This is a genomic window from Kordia sp. (assembly GCF_045105435.1).
GTDB lineage: Bacteria > Bacteroidota > Bacteroidia > Flavobacteriales > Flavobacteriaceae > Kordia.
Map to the genome: position 1 here is coordinate 1 of NZ_JBGCDL010000401.1, position 18929 is coordinate 18929.

Here is an 18929-nt window from a genome sequence, read left to right on the forward strand (position 1 = left end):
TTTGCCGAAATGTTCGATTTAGAATTTGGAGCAAAAATAATTGATACGCCAGGCATCAAAGGATTTGGAATTGTAGACATGGAAAAAGAGGAAATTGGCGATTACTTTCCAGAATTTCTAGCCTTAAAAAGCGAATGTAAATTCAATAACTGCATTCACATTGAAGAACCAAAATGTGCCATAAAAGATGCTGTTGATGAAGGTGAAATAGCTTGGTCGCGTTACAAAAGTTACGTTCAAATCATAGAAGGTGACGAAAACAACTATCGCGTGGACGAATTTAAAGAGCAATAATCTTTCTTTCAAAATGAATATAGATGAAATCATTTTTTCTTTACAGTTTATTCCTTTACTTTGGTTTTTACTATTAGATGAAGAAACTTCGAACAAAAGAAAGGTGTTTCTAAAATTCGTATTGATTTCAATAGTAATTTTGGTTTTCGGAATTGTTTATGAAAATTATATAACAGAACCTAAGAATTCACTTGTCTACTTTGGCTCTCAAGTGACATTTACATTTATAGTGTTGTACAAAATAATTCAAATTCCATACTATTGGATTTTCAAAAGAAGACCTGAAATTTTATCAGTGCCAAAAAGAAATATAGATATCATTCCGTCGTTAATTGTCATAATAGGGTCTGTAATTTTACCAATTGTAATTGACCGTTTTATTATTCAAAAATTTATGTAAACAATATTAGAAATGAAAGCAGTCATACAAAGAGTTACAGAAGCAAGCGTTACGGTTGATGAAAAAAAAGTAGCAGATATTGGTCACGGTTTGCTCATTCTTTTAGGTGTTGAACACGAAGATACACACGAAGATGTAAAATGGCTTTCCAATAAAGTCGCTCGTTTGCGCATCTTCAATGATGAAAACGGTGTAATGAATACGTCTTTGCTCGATACAAATGGAGATGCCATTGTGGTCAGTCAATTCACATTGCATGCAAGTACCAAAAAAGGAAGTCGCCCAAGTTACTTAAAAGCGGCAAAACCAGACATTTCCATTCCTATGTATGAAGCCTTTGTAACGCAATTGGAAAAAGATCTTAACAAAAAAGTGCAAACAGGAATCTTTGCTGCCGACATGAAAGTTGCTTTACTAAACGATGGTCCTGTAACCATTATTATTGACACAAAAAACAAAGAGTAGCTACCTATTAAGAATTTTTTTACGACGCTTATCAATTTTTTGTGGCTAAATTCATTACTTTTCTTATATTCGTGATGTATTCCCCCGAATATAAAAAATAATACGTATGCGCTTAAAAATATTGGCAATTGCTGTTTTTGTATGTTTTACATACACAGCAAAAGCTCAAGATGACCTCACAAGTTATCTTACACTTCCACAAGAACTGGCTGATAATGCAAATGCCGTGGTTCGACTTGCTGAAACTGTAGTTGATGTAAAAGCAATCAATGATGTTGAAATTTCTCAAAAACGAATTGTGACCGTCCTCAATGAAAACGGAATCTATAAAATAGGCGCTGTTGTTGGCTATGACAATGACATTCGTGTAAAAAATGTAGAAGTTAAAATCTACAACAAATTGGGGAAACAAATCAAAAAAATTCGCGAACGAGACTTTCAAGATATCAGTGCCGTTGATGGCGGAACTATGTATTCGGATTCGCGTGTAAAATACATGGATTACACACCTGTAGAATATCCGTTTACGGCCGTATTTACAAGTGTAACGCAATCACCAAACACTGCAAACATTCCAAGTTTTAATCCATTAGGTTATTATGTTGGAGTTCAAAAAAGCAGTTACAAAATAAAATATCCACTATCATTTACGGTGCATCGAAAAGAACTCAATTTGGAAGAATTTGGTGTTACAACAGATGATACAGAAGGGAAATTAATTTACACCATAAAAAATATTCCAGGCATAAAACCAGAAGCGTTAAGTCCGTCAGATACAAAATTGGAACCGCGTGTATTCTTTGCGCTCAACAAATTTAATTATGATGGCGTTACCGCCGAAATTAACAATTGGGAAGAATTTGGCGTATGGATGCATCAAAACTTACTAGAAGGTCGTGCAACGGTTGATGCGGCTACAAAAGCAAAAATTCTAAGCATGGTTGCAGGTGTAACTTCAGATCGTGAAAAATCAAAAATTGTATACGAATTCATGCAAAACAAAACACGCTACATCAGTGTGCAAGTTGGTATTGGTGGTTTTCAACCAATTCCAGCAGATGAAGTGGATAAAGTAGGTTATGGCGATTGCAAAGGCTTAAGCAACTATATGATGGCTTTGCTCAAAATTGTAGGTGTGGAATCGTATTATACACATGTAGAAGCCGGAAAAGAAATTGTTGATTTTTATGACGACTTTGCTTCCTTAGCACAAGGAAATCATGCCATTATTAATATTCCGAATAATGGAGATGATATTTGGTTGGAATGTACAAGTCAAAAATCGCCATTTGGTCATATTGGTGACTTTACGGACAACAGAAAAGTATTAGTAATCACTCCTGAAGGTGGAAAAATAAAACACACCAAAAAATATACTGCGGAAGAAAGTCTGCAAGAAAGTACAGGTGCGTACACGCTCAGTAATACAGGAAATATCAAAGCGGACGTAATTATTAAAACAAATGGAATTCAATACGACAATCGATATTATTTAGAAGATCGTTCCGATGTAGACAAAGACAAACATTACAAACAATACTTTCAAACAGTTAACAATGTCAATATTGACAACATCGAACTAAAAAATGATAAAGAAGCCATCGCATTTACTGAAAAAGTAGGTTTCAATGCAGATGCGTACGGTGTTGCTACAGGTGAGCGAATGCTATTTGCGCCAAATGCGTTTAACAGAGTTACGAGTATTCCTGATCGGTATCGAAATCGTAAATTCCCGCTCAAAATTCAACGTGGATATTACGACACAGACGATTACGAAATCAAATTGCCAAGTGACTACAAAATAGAAGCAATTCCAGAAGATGTAAGCTACGAAACCAAATTTGGAAGCTATACATTTTCAATCACAAAAAAAGACGATCAAACATTACAATACAAAAGAACGTTCAAAATAAAAGATGGTTTATATCCCAAAGAAGAATACAAAAACTATCGAAAATTTATCAAAAAAATTGTCAGATACGATGGATCCAAAATCGTATTAGTCAAAAAATAACACCCTAATAACACTAAAACACAGATGAAAAAACAGATGCTACTTGCGTTCGCGCTGCTTAGTTTTGTAACAATGCATGCGCAAGATTTTGAATTTGGAGAAGTATCCAAAGCCGAATTAGAAGAAAAAAAACATCCAAAAGATCCAGAAGCCAATGCTGCAATTCTCTATGAAAATATGTACATCACAATGCGTTACATTCAGGGAGAAGGATTTCAAGTAGAAACCAACGTACACAAACGTATAAAAATATACAACAAAGATGGTTTTGATATGGCAAACCATTCTATTGCACTATTCAAAGGAAGTGGCGAGCGCGAAAAAGTTGCAGGTTTAAAAGCATATACATACAACTTAGTCGATGGAAAGGTAAAAGATACCAAACTTAGAAAAGACGGAATCTTCAAAGAAAAACGAAGTGAGTATGTAGACATACAAAAAATTACCATGCCCAATATCAAAGAAGGTTCGGTAATTGAATATAGATACAAAATGATTTCTCCATACATTGGAAACATCAACGAAGTGAACTTGCAATACGGAGTGCCTGTAAATGAAATAAACGTAACTTTTGAAGCACACGAATATTTTGTCTACAAAAAACACTACAAAGGATATTTTAGAATTACGCCGAAAGAAACGAGTCGTTCTGGGAAAATAAGTATCAGTTCAAAATCAAGACAAGCAAGTGCTGCAAGGGTAACATCTAGTTTTAGTCAAGATGAAATCGACTTTACATACAACATTACAAAATACAATCTAAAAAATGTACCAGCACTCAAGGATGAAAGTTTTGTGAGTAACATTGAAAACTACCGAAGTGCCGTAAAATTTGAATTGGCGCAAACGCAAATGCCAAACGATATTCCTCAATTTCTTGCAAAATCGTGGGATAATGTCGTGAAAACAATCTACAGCAGTAAAAACTTCGGCGGACAATTAACAAAAACGTCGTACTTTAAAGAGGATGTAAATACAATTATTGCGAGCGCTTCTACCGATATGGAAAAAGCAGCAAAAATTTATACCTATGTACGCGACAGAGTTAAATGGAATGGAAACTACGGTAAATATGCAGAAGTTGGTCTTCGCAAAGCATACAAAGACAAAACAGGAAATGTAGCAGACATGAACTTAATGTTGACTGCAATGTTGCGCCATGCGGGAATCAATGCGAATCCTGTAATTTTAAGTACGCGTTCACACGGAATTAGAATGTTTCCAAGCTTAGAAGGATTTAATTATGTAATTGCTGCAATTGAAGTAGAAAACGCCGTTGTTTTATTAGATGCCACAAACTATTACGGTGAGCCAAATGTATTGCCAATGCGCGCCTTAAACTGGTCAGGAAGATTGATTCGTAAAGATGGAAGTTGGAGTCAAATCAGCTTAATGCCAAAAGAAACCGCTTTGCGTGCCACAATGATCAATGTCACTTTAGATGAAAATGGAGACATTACAGGGAAACAACGAACGCAATTTACTTCGCACAATGCGCTAAACTTCCGCGAAAGTTACTCGGAAGCCGATAAAGAAGATTATTTGGAGCGACTTGAAAATAATATTGAAGACATAGAAATTGAAGATCATAAAGTAACAAACTATAAAAAGTTAGGCAAACCTGTTTTAGAGTCATATTCGTTTGAAAAAGAATCGCAAGGAGAAGTAATAGGTGATAAAATGTACTTTTCGCCATTATTCTTCTTAGCAACATCTGAAAACGTATTCAAAGCAGAAGAACGTGTATATCCAGTAGATTTTGGATATCCTTGGAAACGAAAAATTATGATGAACATTCAATTGCCAGAAGGATATGAAGTAGAATCATTACCAGAAGCAGCAGTCGTAAAAATGCCAGAAGGTTTGGGTACGTATTCGTTCAATATTTCTAAAACGCCTACAGGAATAAGTGTGGTAATGAGCAAAGAAGTAAGCTCAGCTGTCATTACGCCAGACAAATACGGAGCATTGCGCGAATTCTACAAAATGTTAGTAGAAAAAGAAACGGAAAAAGTAGTGCTAAAGAAAATTTAATTCACGGAAAAACTATATTTTTACAAGTGACTTTATAACACGTTTATAAAGTCACTTTTTTTAGTAAAAAATGTAATATAATTTCTTCTAAATTGTCACATCGAGCGCAGTCGAGATGCTCTCAAAATATAGTTTTAGATGAAAATGGATTAGAATAGTAGTTAAAACAAATCTTATGAACCTAAAAGCAGCACAACTAGACGTAGATACGTGGATAAAAGAACACGGAGTTCGCTATTTTAACGAATTAACAAACATGGCGCAACTCACAGAAGAAGTTGGAGAAGTAGCACGCATCATTGCCCGACGTTACGGAGAACAAAGCGAAAAAGAAAGTGACAAAGACAAAGACTTGGGCGAAGAATTGGCAGATGTCGTCTTTGTAGTTTTGTGTTTGGCAAATCAGACAGGAATTGACTTGCAAGAAGCATTCGATAAAAAAATGGATAAAAAAACAAAACGCGATCACGATCGTCATCACAACAACGAAAAATTAAAATAAAATGTCATATCGAGCGCAGTCGAGATAGCTCAAGAATACAAATTAAGTTTTTACAAAAAAGAAATAATGAACATAAAGCTTCAAAAATCAACGCTACACAAGCAGTCAAACATTGCAATCACAGGTTCTAAAAGTGAATCTAATCGTTTGTTATTATTACAAGCTTTATATTCAAACATAAGCATTGCAAACATTTCCAATTCGGATGATGCTACGCTAATGCAAAAAGCACTAAAATCAACTGATAGCGTAAAAGATATTCATCACGCAGGAACTGCAATGCGTTTCTTAACAGCGTATTATGCAACACAAAATGGACAAGAAATTACACTCACAGGTTCGTCGCGCATGCAAGAACGTCCTATAAAAATTCTCGTAGAAGCATTACAACAATTAGGCGCGGACATTACATATACAAACAACGAAGGATATCCGCCATTACACATAAAAGGGAAAAAACTACAAGGAAATCAAGTGACGCTGGCAGCCAATGTAAGCAGTCAGTACATTTCTGCATTACTACTCATTGCGCCGACATTAGAAAATGGATTAACGCTTACGCTGGATGGAAAAATTACGTCGGTTCCATATATAAAAATGACACTTTCATTGCTAAACGATCTTGGCGTAGCAACTAATTTTGAAGGAAACACCATCACAGTAGCACGATTTGAAACGACAGAAAAGGCAAAAGCGTTTACGGTAGAATCTGACTGGAGTTCGGCTTCGTATTTTTACAGTCTCATCGCGCTAAGCGAAATTGGAACGACCATAGAATTGTCGTCATACAAACAAAACAGTCTGCAAGGTGATTCGTGTTTAGCGGAAATTTATACCGAATTTGGTGTTGAAACTACTTTTGGAGAAAACACCATTGCATTGACAAAAACACGGGAAGCGACTCAAGAAACGATCAAGCTTGACTTAAAAAACGCACCAGATATTGCACAAACCATTGCTGTAACCGCTTTTGGATTGCAATTATCTTGCGAAATGATCGGATTGCACACATTAAAAATAAAAGAAACCGATCGTTTGGTCGCGCTCAAAACCGAACTTGAAAAATTAGGTGCTGCTGTAGACATTACAGACGCGACTTTATATTTGCACAAAGCCGCTTCTATCAACGAAAATATCACGATTGAAACCTACAAAGATCATAGAATGGCAATGGCTTTTGCGCCCTTAGCATTATGTGTTTCTATACACATTGAAAAGGCAAATGTAGTGTCGAAATCGTTCCCAGATTTTTGGTCAGATTTACAAAAAATAGGCGTTAAACTCATAGAAATATAAAAAAACTCACTAAATACTTGACAACGCCTATGTTGAGATTGTATATTTGCCATTCTTAAAAAATAATTTAAAAGACTTATGGCAAAAAAGCTATCGCATTTTAATTTTGATCTTCCTGAAGATTTATTAGCTGAATATCCTTCTGAGCACAGAGATGAAGCACGTTTAATGGTGTTAGATCGTGAAAAAAAGACGATTGAACACAAACGTTTCAAAGATTTAGTAGATTACTTTGATGAAGGAGATGTAATGGTGTTGAACAATACGAAAGTATTTCCAGCAAGACTCTTTGGTAACAAAGAAAAAACAGGAGCGCGCATTGAAGTCTTTTTATTAAGAGAATTAAACGAAGACCAACGCTTATGGGATGTTTTAGTAGATCCTGCTCGTAAAATAAGAATCGGAAACAAATTATACTTCGGTGAAGACGAAAGTTTAGTTGCTGAGGTTATTGATAATACAACGTCAAGAGGTCGTACGCTACGTTTCTTATATGACGGTTCGTATGAAGAATTCAGAACAAAATTAGGGGAACTTGGACAAACGCCACTTCCAAAATACATCAAAAGAGATGTAGAGCCAGAAGATGAAGAACGTTACCAAACAATCTATGCAAAAGAAGAAGGTGCAGTTGCTGCGCCAACGGCTGGTTTACACTTCTCAAAGCACTTATTAAAGCGTTTAGAAATTAAAGGAATTGACTTTTCGGAAATTACACTTCACGTAGGTTTAGGAACATTTAATCCTGTAGAAGTAGAAGATTTGTCGAAACATAAAATGGATTCAGAAGAATTAAAAATTGAATCACCTGCTGTAGTAACAGTAAACAATGCTAAGAAAGAAAAGAGAAAAGTATGTGCTGTAGGAACTACGGTAATGCGTGCTTTAGAAAGTTCTGTTTCTTCTGATTTGACATTGAACGAATATGAAGGTTGGACAAACAAATTTATCTTTCCTCCATACGAGTTTAGTATTGCAAACTGTATGATTACAAACTTCCACACGCCAAAATCAACGTTATTAATGATGGTTTCTGCCTTTGCAGGTCACGATTTCATCTTAAAAGCGTATGAAGAAGCAATAAAAGAAGGATATCAGTTTTACTCTTACGGAGACGCAATGTTGATTCTGTAAATAGAAAACACATAAAATATATGCAAAATCCTGTCCTTGACAGGATTTTGTTTTTTAAAATAATGATTGTTAGATTTAAAACTGGAAATGAAAGAAATAATAATCGGTATTGCAATTGGAGATGCTTTTGGAGCTGGAGTTGAATTTCAAGATAGAGATTGGATACGCGAAAATGTAGATTTCACACGTTTTGTAAGTGCCAGAAATCAAATTCCAGTTAGAGAGGAAAAAAAGGAACTATTCATAAAAAATTACAACGATTGGGATTATACGGATGATACAGAAATGACCATCGGAATGCTAAAAGCGTTAATTTCTCAAGAACCATTCACAGAAGATTTACTCGTAAAAAGTTGGAAGGAAGAATATAAAAAAGGAGAAGCCGAAAAAGGATATGGCAGAAACGGTCATGGATCAATGAGTTGGTATTACTCTGGAGAAAAAACGATAGACGAAATACGAGATTTTCAGCGAAACCGAAACAATCCGGGAAATGCGCCCGCAATGCGATCGGTTCCATTAGGATTAATAACAGAAAATTTAATCAATGAATATGCTTCCATCAATGCAAAGGCAACGCATCCAAATATCAATGCAGTCATATCAAGTCAACTAATTGCAAGAGCTACCGAATTTCTTTTAAAGAAAAACGGAGACAAAAACTCGATCATTGCATATTGTAAAGACACTGTGGAATTGAATTCAGAATATGAGGAATATTTGAATCAAGTAGCATCTTTAGGGAATTACGATGATTTAAAAGAAGATGATTTTGCAGTTTTATGTGGTGCACAACCGATTGAAGCACCATATTTCTTGCCAGGAATAAAAGGTGTTCCTTCCGATTCAAAATTCACCACTGGAAGTGTATTGTACGTTCTAAAGAATAGTGTAAGTGCTATGGATGCATTGCAAAAATCAATTCGATTAGGCGGCGATGTGGATTCTGTCGCTTCAATCACCACAGGAATTATGGCAGGATTGCATGGTTTGGACAGCATTCCAAAGTTTATGCTAGACAAAGTAGAAGGAACGCAGTATTTAATAGAAATTGCGGGAGAATTTGAAAAACGAATACAATGATTTTTAAAAGTAAAACGATACAGACAGAATTATCTAAAGAAGCAACACTTGCTAAAATTGAAGCGATTACAAAACCGTTTGACATAAAAAATACGTTCAATTTTAATACGGACGAAAGTCACCAGTTTGAAGGTCAATTTGATGATTTTTCATTTACGCTTTTCCCATTATTTAATTATGGATTGAGTCAATTATTACGACCTAAAATACTTGGTAAAATAGAAACTTCTGATACAAATACGATGATAAAGTTAGAATTTCATTTGCCAAAAAGCATGCTGTACTTACTAGTATTAATAATGGGTTTTGTACTGTTTTTATTGACAAAAGAAGCAATTGATAGTAACAAAATGATGATATTTTCAGCAATAACGGTCTTAGTATTGTATTTTGGATATGTATACAAAGTGAACAAAGCGGTGCACATAATTGAATCGGAATTGATAACAACCGATTAATTACTTCTTGCTATATAAAAACGATATTCAGAACATGCTGCGTATACAATTTATATGATTTTTTTATTAACTTTAGTCTTTCTTTTTAAATTACACAAACTTCAAAATACAACTTTCTACATGCGTACTTTTTCATTCAATCACATAGCGCTTTCTGTCAAAGATGTCAATGAATCTGTTGCGTTTTACCAAAAAGTACTTCAATTGGAAGAAGTTGAAAATACCGCTTCAAACTCAAAAACAAGATGGTTGTCTCTCTATGAAGGAAAGCAACTTCACTTAATTCCACGTCCAGACTTTGAAATAAAAATCAACAAAGCGGTACATTTTGCGTTGGCAACAGCTGATATAGATGCGTTTGTAAAATATCTGAAAGAATTAAAAATTGAGTATTCCGATTGGATTGGTACAGCAAACAAAGATTACGTCCGAAAAGATGGAATAAAACAAGTATATTTTCAAGATCCAAACGGATATTGGATTGAAATAAATGACGATATCTAACAAGATAACTTTACAATTATGAAAACGTACGCACTTAATTATTTGGGGCAACTCTGCTTGGTGGCTTCGATTTAGTTTTCTTTGAATATGCTAATATCTATAATTAGCTATTCATACAGAATTACTAACCAAAAACACATGTACACTTTTATTCGATTTGTTTTTTGCTAAATTTAATCCTTTAGTTTGCAACTCCTTATCCTGTAAAATGTTGTGTGCATTCTGAAACAATAACCATAAACATCACACTATGAAAACAAGTATGCTACATGTATTTCTTTGTTTGTTACTCACAAGCAATGCTTTCGCTCAAAGCGGAAATGAAAAAGTTACCGCAATAAAAGTCAAAGCAAATGCTACGGTTTCGTATCAAGGTAATTTGTCTGACGGACAACAAATTGCTGATTTATCATGGGCTTCTAACAGTAGTGTTGCGTGTTTTCCTGCAACTCAAAACCAAAAATTTACTGGAAATCATGTGTTCTATTCCACAACGATTCCGAAGCGTTCTGAAATGTTTATCAAAGTCATTCCGAAAAATAAAAATCAAAACTTTAGCCTGTATGCGTATCAAGTTGGTTTAACAAATGAACAATTACCACCAAATTTAAGTAGTTGTATTACGTGTGAAGCTGACTCAAAATGGGATCGTAATTGGAAAGGGAAAACGCAAGATCACACTAGAAATGTGCGCGTAAATGCGATCAATCGTCCGTATAAAATAATGATTGGTGTTGTTGGTGCAGAAGGATTGACTGCCGGCGATTTTACCTTAGAAATAAAACTAAATGGTGGAGAAGAAATAGTACATACTGCACCTAATATCAAAGCAGTAAACATTGTAACAAAAGGCGCAATTACGAGAACAAGTGGAAATCTAAATTCGGGTGCTATTATCAGCGATTTATCATGGGCTTCCAATAGTAGCGTGGCGTGTTTTCCTGCGACTCAAAACCAAAAATTTCGAGGAAATCATGTTTTATATTCAACAACGATTCCGAAGTATTCTGAAATGTTTATCAAAGTCATTCCAAAAAATAAAAAGCACAACTTTAGTTTGTATGCATATCAAGTTGGCGTTAATAATGAGCAATTGCCACCAAAGTTAAGTAGTTGTGTAACTTGTGAGGCTGACCATAAATGGGATCGTAAATGGCGAGGAAAAACCCAAGATCATACCCGAAAAGTACGTGTAAACGCTATCAATCGCTCCTATAAAATAGTTATTGGTGTTGTAGGCGCAGAAGGTTTAACGGAAGGCGATTTTGACTTAGAGATTGAAATTAAAAAGCGATAATTGGCAATTTTTCCAATTTTAATCGCTTCATTTTTAAATTAATATATTGATGCTCTAACAAAATTAGAAACTCACAAATTCTTCCTATTTTTGCAGCATGGAGCAAGCAGTAAAGAAGGACATACGTGCATTAAGCAAAGAACAACTTCGCGATTTTTTCGTAACGGAAGGCGACAAAGCATTTCGTGGAAATCAAGTATACGAATGGTTGTGGCAAAAAGGCGCGCATAAATTTGAAGACATGACCAATGTTTCCAAAGAAACGCGTCAAATGTTGGAGGAAAACTTTGTTATCAATCACATTCGTGTAGATAAAATGCAACGTAGTAATGATGGTACCATAAAAAATGCGGTGCGCTTGCATGATGGTTTAATTGTGGAATCGGTATTAATTCCTACGAGTTCACGAACAACGGCTTGTGTATCAAGTCAAGTTGGTTGTAGCTTAGACTGTAAATTTTGCGCTACATCGCGTTTAAAACGCATGCGGAATCTGAATCCTGATGAAATCTACGATCAGGTAATTGCCATTGATCAACAAAGTAGATTATATCAAAACAGACCATTATCAAACATTGTATTCATGGGAATGGGTGAACCGTTAATGAACTACAACAATGTGCTACAAGCAATTGACAAAATAACTTCGGAAGAAGGCTTGGGAATGTCGCCAAAACGAATTACAGTTTCAACTTCTGGCGTGCCTAAAATGATCAAAAAAATGGCGGATGATGAAGTCAAATTCAAATTGGCAGTTTCGTTACATTCTGCAATTGATGAAGTGCGAACGGAAATTATGCCATTCAACGAACACTTTCCATTAACGGATTTAAAAGAAGCATTGGCGTATTGGTACGATAAAACCAAAAATAAAATTACGTATGAATATGTAGTTTGGGACGGAATCAACGATCAGCAAAAAGATATCAATGCGTTAGTGAAATTTTGTAAAGATGTGCCGAGTAAAGTCAATCTTATAGAATACAATCCAATTGACGACGGACAATTTCAGCAGGCGAGTAGTAAGGCAATTGATCGTTATGTAAATTCACTAGAGCAAAACGGAATCACAGTAACCGTAAGACGTTCACGCGGAAAAGACATTGATGCAGCTTGTGGGCAATTGGCGAATAAGGAGTAGTTATCAGTTGTCAGTTGTCAGTTGGTTCAAAGAAATTATACAGTGAATCTCAACGCTAACGGGAGTTTAAAATTCGTGACCGCAATCAAGCTAAAAACATGTGGGTAAACAGTTATCAGTTTTCAGTTGTTTCAAAGAAAATCTATAGTGAATCAGCTAAAACCCCAAGAAACACAGAAGAGTAAATAAAAGTCTAACGCTAGCGTGAGTTTTTCAACTCGTGCCGATAAACAAGCTAAAAATATTCGTGAATTCGTGGTGGGTAAACAGTTTTCGGTTTTCAGTTGTTTCAAAGAAAATCTACAGTGAATCAGCTAAAACCCAAGAAACACAGAAGAGTAAATAAAAGTCTAACGCTAGCGTGAGTTTTTCAACTCGTGCCGATAAACAAGCTAAAAATATTCGTGAATTCGTGGTGGGTAAACAGTTATCAGTTTTCAGTTGTTTCAAAGAAAATCTACAGTGAATCAGCTAAAACCCAAAAAAACCACAAGAGTAAGCAAAACAAACAGTCAAATCAATAAAAAAACAAAAAAAAGCCTCTAAAGTAAAAACTTCAAAGGCTTAAAATATTTTTATAAATTATGTTTTTATTGTTTGACTACTTTATAAGAACTCACTGAGTCTCCAATAGTAACAACCATAATATAAGTACCTGCTCTTAACGAAGAAATGTCTATTTGTTTAGTTGCTAATACACTTTCATCAATACGCATTACTTCTTGACCAAATAAATTGATCACTTCTAGCTTATTAATAGGTAACGTACTATCAAACTGTACTATTCCTGTGGTTGGATTTGGATAATACTTAAAACTATTCGCATTTACTTCTTCTACAGACAAAGGATCTGCTTCGGTCGTAAAACTCCAAATAGGAGAATTCACCGCGTCTCCACCAACATTCTTTGCAACAATTTGCCAGAAATATTGCGTATCATATTCCATTCCTGTAATATCTACAGTTACGTTTCCAAGTGTTCCAAGCAGCGCTAAGGTTGTCGCAGAATCACCTAAATATACATCGTAAGCCGTTGCAGGATCTCCAGTTGCAGCTGCTTCCCAAGCAAACGTTACAGAGTTATCAGGAGCTCCATCCATATTATCATCAGCAGGATCAATAACAACACCCATAGCCATATCAGCAGGCGTTGGAGTTGTTGCAGGATCTGGTGCGCTTGCATTTGCAATCATATCTATATTATCAAGAATCCAACGGTCACCATCATTATTTTCCAGAACAAAAGCAACATAAATAGCTTGTCCTGCATATGCTGATAAATCGACAGTATGTTGTGCTAAAGGTCCACCAGACCAGACATCAGTTTCTGATTGTGTATCTACAATTGTAAAATCGGCATGTGTCGTTTGACTCATCCCTGTAGAAACTCTTACTGTATAGGTAGAACCGTAATCGGTGGCAAAGCTATCCGATTGATCAAACGAAAGAATAAAATTTGTTGCATCTACGGTAAATTGTGGCGTTACGAGCCAATCTTCAGCGTTTCCGCCAACTACAGCTTCCCAATTAACAAAGGCAACATTATTAGTGGCTCCATCATTTACTTGCCAACTTTCAACAGTTCCAAGTCCATTAGTTCCAACAAAACTGGTCCAACCAGCAGGAATCATCGCATTGGTTTCAAAGTCTTCGGACAATTGTGCAAATCCAAATTGGTAAAATACTACTAAAAGTAGAAAAGTAATTTTTCTCATAATCAAGGCTTTATATGTTTATACTCATAAAGTTATAAAAAAAAGCTAACTAAAGTAAATTCCTATATTTTTTAGGGATAATAGGAGTATTTTTAGGGATAATTTAAAATAAGTATGAGTATTTTAACTTTTCAAAAAGAAATTATAGGCCAAAACAAACCTGAATAACAGTTGCTGTAAGACGTTCATGCGGAAAAGATATTGATGCAGCTTTTGGGCAATTGGCAAACAAAGAGTAGTATTTAATTTGAATGTATCATAAATAATAATTTCTTAAAAACCCTTCTAAAAACTATTGAGCTTACTCTACTTCAATTTCTAAAGGAGTAAAAGTTCTTCCTTCAAATGCAGGATGATTTTTTCCGTATTTATCAGCTTTAAAAATAGAAGTATTTGTTGTTGTCGGATTTTGATATTGCCATACAATTGTTTCTGATTCATTTATTTCATAGAGTGTTCCTGCGCCTCCAGCAATAATAAGTGTATTGCCATTGGGCAATCTTTTAGCTCCAGAAAGTCGCGCAGAAAAAATAAGATCATTGTCATAAGACCAAATAGAAGTCTCTGGAAGATTTACCGTATTAGGTGTCAATTCATAATTTCCATTGGAAAGTTGTGGAATTAAAACTTCGTCAACAGACGATTTATCTGCGAATTTATTGTTGTTGAAAACCAAAAAATTTCCACCGTTATTTATGGTGTTTCCAATCCAAGTGACATCATGTTGTCCAAATAATTGTTGGTTTTCAGAGTTGCCAGTATCGTAGGCTATCGGATTTCCCCATCGATATAACAAATCGCCACCTTTATTGCTATTTCCGCCTAAATTTGATGCAGCTTCTGCTGTAGTAGTGCTATGATCTATCAACCAAAATTCATTAAAAACTCTGGAGCTTACGGCAATTTGATCTAATTCTTCAATGTAAACAATAGAATTCAAATGATTAAAATTGGCATCACCAGCAGAAAAATTAATATTGATTAATTCTGGATGCTCAGCAACAATTCCGAAATTTTCTTTCGTTGCATCGTGATCTTGAATCAAATGATCCCAAACAGACCATTCCCAAACAATAGCTGCTTGATTATTTTCCAGTGGTTTTATCTCTATAATTTTACAAGGCCATACTTTATTTTGAAATAATAAATTCGGTTTTCTACCTTTTGCAATGGCTTCGTCTACTGTTTTATATTCCCAAACCAATGCAACTATATTGCCGTTTGGTAACAATGCTAAATCATGGTGCAATACGTAATTTGGAGTGTTATATTCCCAATACCAAATTTGGTCACCTTCAAAATTCAAAATTTCGATAGCTCCAGTAGCGCCGCCGCTTGTAAATTCAGAAACATCTTGTCGCAACGCTCTCACCAAATTCCCTTCATTCGTCAAATATGAAATTAATGCGCTTGTTTCAGATTCCCATTTGTGAACCACAAAACCTTCATTGTTGATAAGAAATGTATTGGTTGAACCCAAAGGGGAAAGTAATGTATACGCGTCATAAATATCATCTTCATACACAGCTACATTGTCGTTGAGTACAACAGGAGTAGTAGGTGCAATGGCGTCATCACTTTTACAATTAAAAATAAATAATATGCAAAATGAGATTAAAAACGGGGCTATTTTTTTTTTCATAAATATAAAAATACGAACTATAATAAAAAGTATAATCCTGAAACACATTATAAAAATGTAATGTAAAAATCAGAATTATACTTTTATCTATCTAAACTATTTTTAAGATTACTTCATAAGAATCTTAAAAGTTTCTGTTTTATCATTAATACTAACTTTTGCAAAATAAACGCCTGCATCAAGTCTATTAATATCAATTTCATGAACATTTGTAGACAGCTCAGAATTTAAAACTTGTTGTCCTAAACTATTGTATAATATAAAGTTTGACATGTTTTCACTAGCTTGCATTGTTAACACTTTTGTATCATAATTGATAAAATGTTGAAAGTTGCTAGCATCAAATTCCTCAACTCCTAACGTTTCTGTAACGTCTAAACCTAAAACTATTAAAAGATTGGCAGAATTCGTAGTAGTTGCACGAACAGCTACATAATAGGTGCCATCAGATGGTGGAGTAAAAGTTTCTGTAGCATTGTATGCCTGTGTAATTAGGTCATTACCAGTATTATCTCCAAAATCTCCTGACTGTGTAATATTTGTATAGGTTCCTAGTAATAATTGATATGTTGCTGTGGACGATTGCCCATCTGTAATATATAATTCAAAACTTTCGTCAGAAACTGTATTAAGATCAAAAGCATTGTACGTTACTTGTATACCATACGTATTAATTGTGGTCATGTCCATTTTTTTAGAAAATAACCAATCATTTTTCGCTACTTCAGTAGCCGCTTGTGGAAAAACAACCATAAAGTTATCATCTGCTCCATCTCCATCTAAATCGTTGACATTGCTATTAAATTGCCATATAGGACTTATCATATCTGCATCTTCAAATCCCCAACAGTCTAAGATCGTTCCATCTGAAAAATCTTCCGAAAATGGAAACGTTGCGGATGCGCTACAATCTCTTTGCGATCTAAATCCAATTGGACCAACCCAATTACTATCTCCATTAGAGCCACCACAATTGGTGCGAATGTAAAAATCATAATTAGTATTAGGCGTCAATCCCATAAATACATAATTAGGTGTTGCAATATTAGAAACCAACGTTCCTGTTCCTTGGGTAAAACCGTCTGCTCCCCATTCTATTTCCCAAGTTGGAGTTCCTGTATTGGTATCTGTCCAGCTTAAATCGAAAGTAGTTGAAGTAGAAGCGCCAGCAACAAACCCAGATGGCTCTATACAAACGGCAGCAGCTTCAGTTAGTGTAAAATCAAACCCGGAAGAACTCCATCGGTTGTCCCAAACAATATAATATGTGGTGTTTGCAACGGTATTAAATGTTGCTTCAGACAAATAATTTCCACCTGGATAGTCAACATCATCGCTTCCTGAAACGCAAACGAGCGCTCCACAAATTCCTTCATAAATTTGAAGTCTTGTGTCTCCGTTCAAGTTATCGGGTAAAATATTAGAAGATACTGTTGCTGAACCTGACGTTAATGGTGTATATGTATACCATTCGGCAGCAGCACCTGTTGTAGTTGCTCCAGAACAAATAGTTGTGGTGCCCTCTGTTCCGTTTACAGCTGTCACAGTGTATGTTCCGGCAGTAATGGCAGTTGCAGTTGCACAGGTATCTTGAGCAATTCCTTTAAAAGTAAAGAATAAAGAAAATAAAAGCAATAAAGTAATTTTTTTCATATCGAGGAGTTTTTTATTTTTAAGTCACTAAATTAATTAAAAAATGCAGAATTTCAGTATGTTACAGTTATTTTTATACTGTTGTAGATCTGTTTTAGCAATTGTGCAGAAAAGGAGTAAAATTTTCAGACTTCCAAAAAATCAAGTGTAATTTCAATATTATATTCAAACGACGAAAATAAAACGACGAATTACATCGAATAACTGTTTGAATCTTGTTAAAAAGGATACAAATCATCGAATTTGTTAATATCTTTGCAGCCGAATGAAAGTAGTTGCGCAGATAAAACAACCTATTCTTAAAGAAATGGAACTCTTTGAAAAAAAGTTTTCCAGTTCTATGACTTCAAAAGTCGCGCTACTCAACCGAATCACACACTATATCGTAAACCGTAAAGGCAAGCAAATGCGCCCAATGTTTATCTTTTTGGTGTCAAAAATGGCTTCTGACGGATTGGTAAACGAACGTACCTATCGTGGCGCTTCTGTAATTGAATTAATTCATACTGCAACTTTGGTCCATGACGATGTGGTAGATGATTCCAACAGAAGAAGAGGTTTTTTCTCCATTAATGCCTTATGGAAAAATAAAATTGCCGTATTAGTAGGCGATTATTTACTGTCGAAAGGATTATTATTATCTATTGACAATGGCGATTTTGATTTGTTGCGAATTATCTCTGTTGCTGTGCGCGAAATGAGTGAAGGCGAATTGTTACAGATTGAAAAAGCGCGTAGACTAGACATCACAGAAGAAATCTACTATGAAATCATCCGACAAAAAACAGCTACTTTAATTGCCGCTTGTTGCGCTATGGGCGCACAATCGGTAAACGCGCCAGAAGAACAAGTAGAGCGCATGCGCTTATTTGGAGAATATATCGGAATGGCTTTTCAGATAAAAGATGATTTATTTGATTATGGACAAACGCAAATTGGAAAGCCTACAGGAATCGATATCAAAGAGCAAAAAATGACACTTCCGCTCATTTATGCATTGAATCATTGTACCAAAGAAGAGAAAAAATGGGCAATCAATTCTGTGAAAAATCATAACAAAGACAAAAAAAGAGTTAAAGAAGTCATTGCTTTTGTAAAAAAAGTGGGCGGATTGGAATATGCAGTAACCCAAATGAAAGCGTACCAAGAAAAAGCGCTCGAACTCCTTAAAACCTACCCGCAATCCACATATAAAGATTCATTAGTATTGATGGTAAACTACGTGATTGATAGAAAAAAATAATTTTTTTCTACATGCAGACAACCATTTGCATAAAAATTGCGTCTATGTAAATAG

16 protein-coding genes and 1 pseudogene are annotated in these 18929 nt (G+C 35.0%); 14 read left to right on the forward strand and 3 right to left on the reverse strand.

The genetic code is table 11. The features are described from left to right. The 13 genes and pseudogenes from AB8B65_RS20240 to rlmN form a co-directional block, all read left to right on the forward strand. Positions 1–294: pseudogene (locus tag AB8B65_RS20240) on the forward strand (ribosome small subunit-dependent GTPase A); the annotation flags it as partial. 13 nt (positions 295–307) lie between these two features. Further along, on the forward strand, positions 308–694 hold the full coding sequence (locus tag AB8B65_RS20245) for a hypothetical protein (protein ID WP_405303099.1): 387 nt from the start codon (positions 308–310) through the stop codon (positions 692–694). Between the two features lie 12 nt (positions 695–706). After that, on the forward strand, positions 707–1159 hold the full coding sequence (gene dtd / locus AB8B65_RS20250) for a D-aminoacyl-tRNA deacylase (protein ID WP_405303100.1): 453 nt from the start codon (positions 707–709) through the stop codon (positions 1157–1159). Positions 1160–1265: 106 nt separating this feature from the next. Next, entirely contained in the window at positions 1266–3173 is a 1908-nt protein-coding gene (locus AB8B65_RS20255) for a DUF3857 domain-containing protein (RefSeq protein WP_405303101.1), read from the forward strand. 24 nt (positions 3174–3197) lie between these two features. Further along, the gene (locus AB8B65_RS20260; protein ID WP_405303102.1) at positions 3198–5207 is read left to right on the forward strand and encodes a transglutaminase domain-containing protein; all 2010 of its coding nucleotides are present in this window, start codon (positions 3198–3200) and stop codon (positions 5205–5207) included. A 175-nt stretch (positions 5208–5382) separates the two neighbouring features. Continuing rightward, positions 5383–5709 carry a nucleotide pyrophosphohydrolase gene (locus AB8B65_RS20265; protein ID WP_405303103.1) on the forward strand — a complete coding sequence of 109 codons (327 nt, stop codon included), beginning with the start codon at positions 5383–5385 and terminating at the stop codon, positions 5707–5709. A 66-nt stretch (positions 5710–5775) separates the two neighbouring features. Then, positions 5776–7005, forward strand: a complete 1230-nt coding sequence (locus tag AB8B65_RS20270; RefSeq protein ID WP_405303104.1) for a 3-phosphoshikimate 1-carboxyvinyltransferase — start codon at positions 5776–5778, stop codon at positions 7003–7005. A 78-nt stretch (positions 7006–7083) separates the two neighbouring features. After that, on the forward strand, positions 7084–8139 hold the full coding sequence (gene queA, locus AB8B65_RS20275) for a tRNA preQ1(34) S-adenosylmethionine ribosyltransferase-isomerase QueA (RefSeq protein WP_405303105.1): 1056 nt from the start codon (positions 7084–7086) through the stop codon (positions 8137–8139). A gap of 87 nt (positions 8140–8226) precedes the next feature. Beyond that, positions 8227–9222: an ADP-ribosylglycohydrolase family protein gene (locus AB8B65_RS20280; RefSeq protein WP_405303106.1), complete on the forward strand. Its 996-nt coding sequence runs from the start codon at positions 8227–8229 to the stop codon at positions 9220–9222. Further along, positions 9219–9680 carry a hypothetical protein gene (locus AB8B65_RS20285; protein WP_405303107.1) on the forward strand — a complete coding sequence of 154 codons (462 nt, stop codon included), beginning with the start codon at positions 9219–9221 and terminating at the stop codon, positions 9678–9680. Before AB8B65_RS20280 ends, AB8B65_RS20285 begins: the two co-directional genes overlap by 4 nt. A 120-nt stretch (positions 9681–9800) precedes the next feature. Further along, the gene (locus tag AB8B65_RS20290) at positions 9801–10184 is read left to right on the forward strand and encodes a VOC family protein (RefSeq protein ID WP_405303108.1); all 384 of its coding nucleotides are present in this window, start codon (positions 9801–9803) and stop codon (positions 10182–10184) included. Positions 10185–10434: 250 nt separating this feature from the next. Continuing rightward, positions 10435–11481: a hypothetical protein gene (locus AB8B65_RS20295; protein ID WP_405303109.1), complete on the forward strand. Its 1047-nt coding sequence runs from the start codon at positions 10435–10437 to the stop codon at positions 11479–11481. A 97-nt stretch (positions 11482–11578) separates the two neighbouring features. After that, positions 11579–12622 carry a 23S rRNA (adenine(2503)-C(2))-methyltransferase RlmN gene (gene rlmN / locus AB8B65_RS20300; RefSeq protein WP_405303110.1) on the forward strand — a complete coding sequence of 348 codons (1044 nt, stop codon included), beginning with the start codon at positions 11579–11581 and terminating at the stop codon, positions 12620–12622. 590 nt (positions 12623–13212) lie between these two features. Here rlmN and AB8B65_RS20305 read toward each other — a convergent pair. From AB8B65_RS20305 to AB8B65_RS20315, 3 genes are all read right to left on the reverse strand, one after another. Beyond that, a complete protein-coding gene (locus tag AB8B65_RS20305; protein WP_405303111.1) occupies positions 13213–14337 on the reverse strand; it encodes a choice-of-anchor J domain-containing protein in 1125 nt (374 codons plus the stop codon). 301 nt (positions 14338–14638) lie between these two features. Next, entirely contained in the window at positions 14639–15979 is a 1341-nt protein-coding gene (locus AB8B65_RS20310; protein WP_405303112.1) for an aryl-sulfate sulfotransferase, read from the reverse strand. 108 nt (positions 15980–16087) lie between these two features. Then, entirely contained in the window at positions 16088–17632 is a 1545-nt protein-coding gene (locus AB8B65_RS20315) for a T9SS type A sorting domain-containing protein (RefSeq protein WP_405303113.1), read from the reverse strand. A 265-nt stretch (positions 17633–17897) separates the two neighbouring features. On the opposite strand from AB8B65_RS20315, the gene AB8B65_RS20320 reads away from it, so the two are divergent. Continuing rightward, on the forward strand, positions 17898–18875 hold the full coding sequence (locus AB8B65_RS20320; protein ID WP_405303114.1) for a polyprenyl synthetase family protein: 978 nt from the start codon (positions 17898–17900) through the stop codon (positions 18873–18875). Positions 18876–18929: the final 54 nt, after the last annotated feature.

Coding starts and splice junctions, on each gene's coding strand:
- AB8B65_RS20245 (WP_405303099.1), top strand. CDS start 308: ATGAATATAGATGAAATCATTTTTTCTTTACAGTTTATTCCTTTACTT.
- dtd (WP_405303100.1), top strand. CDS start 707: ATGAAAGCAGTCATACAAAGAGTTACAGAAGCAAGCGTTACGGTTGAT.
- AB8B65_RS20255 (WP_405303101.1), top strand. CDS start 1,266: ATGCGCTTAAAAATATTGGCAATTGCTGTTTTTGTATGTTTTACATAC.
- AB8B65_RS20260 (WP_405303102.1), top strand. CDS start 3,198: ATGAAAAAACAGATGCTACTTGCGTTCGCGCTGCTTAGTTTTGTAACA.
- AB8B65_RS20265 (WP_405303103.1), top strand. CDS start 5,383: ATGAACCTAAAAGCAGCACAACTAGACGTAGATACGTGGATAAAAGAA.
- AB8B65_RS20270 (WP_405303104.1), top strand. CDS start 5,776: ATGAACATAAAGCTTCAAAAATCAACGCTACACAAGCAGTCAAACATT.
- queA (WP_405303105.1), top strand. CDS start 7,084: ATGGCAAAAAAGCTATCGCATTTTAATTTTGATCTTCCTGAAGATTTA.
- AB8B65_RS20280 (WP_405303106.1), top strand. CDS start 8,227: ATGAAAGAAATAATAATCGGTATTGCAATTGGAGATGCTTTTGGAGCT.
- AB8B65_RS20285 (WP_405303107.1), top strand. CDS start 9,219: ATGATTTTTAAAAGTAAAACGATACAGACAGAATTATCTAAAGAAGCA.
- AB8B65_RS20290 (WP_405303108.1), top strand. CDS start 9,801: ATGCGTACTTTTTCATTCAATCACATAGCGCTTTCTGTCAAAGATGTC.
- AB8B65_RS20295 (WP_405303109.1), top strand. CDS start 10,435: ATGAAAACAAGTATGCTACATGTATTTCTTTGTTTGTTACTCACAAGC.
- rlmN (WP_405303110.1), top strand. CDS start 11,579: ATGGAGCAAGCAGTAAAGAAGGACATACGTGCATTAAGCAAAGAACAA.
- AB8B65_RS20305 (WP_405303111.1), bottom strand. CDS start 14,337: ATGAGAAAAATTACTTTTCTACTTTTAGTAGTATTTTACCAATTTGGA.
- AB8B65_RS20310 (WP_405303112.1), bottom strand. CDS start 15,979: ATGAAAAAAAAAATAGCCCCGTTTTTAATCTCATTTTGCATATTATTT.
- AB8B65_RS20315 (WP_405303113.1), bottom strand. CDS start 17,632: ATGAAAAAAATTACTTTATTGCTTTTATTTTCTTTATTCTTTACTTTT.
- AB8B65_RS20320 (WP_405303114.1), top strand. CDS start 17,898: ATGAAAGTAGTTGCGCAGATAAAACAACCTATTCTTAAAGAAATGGAA.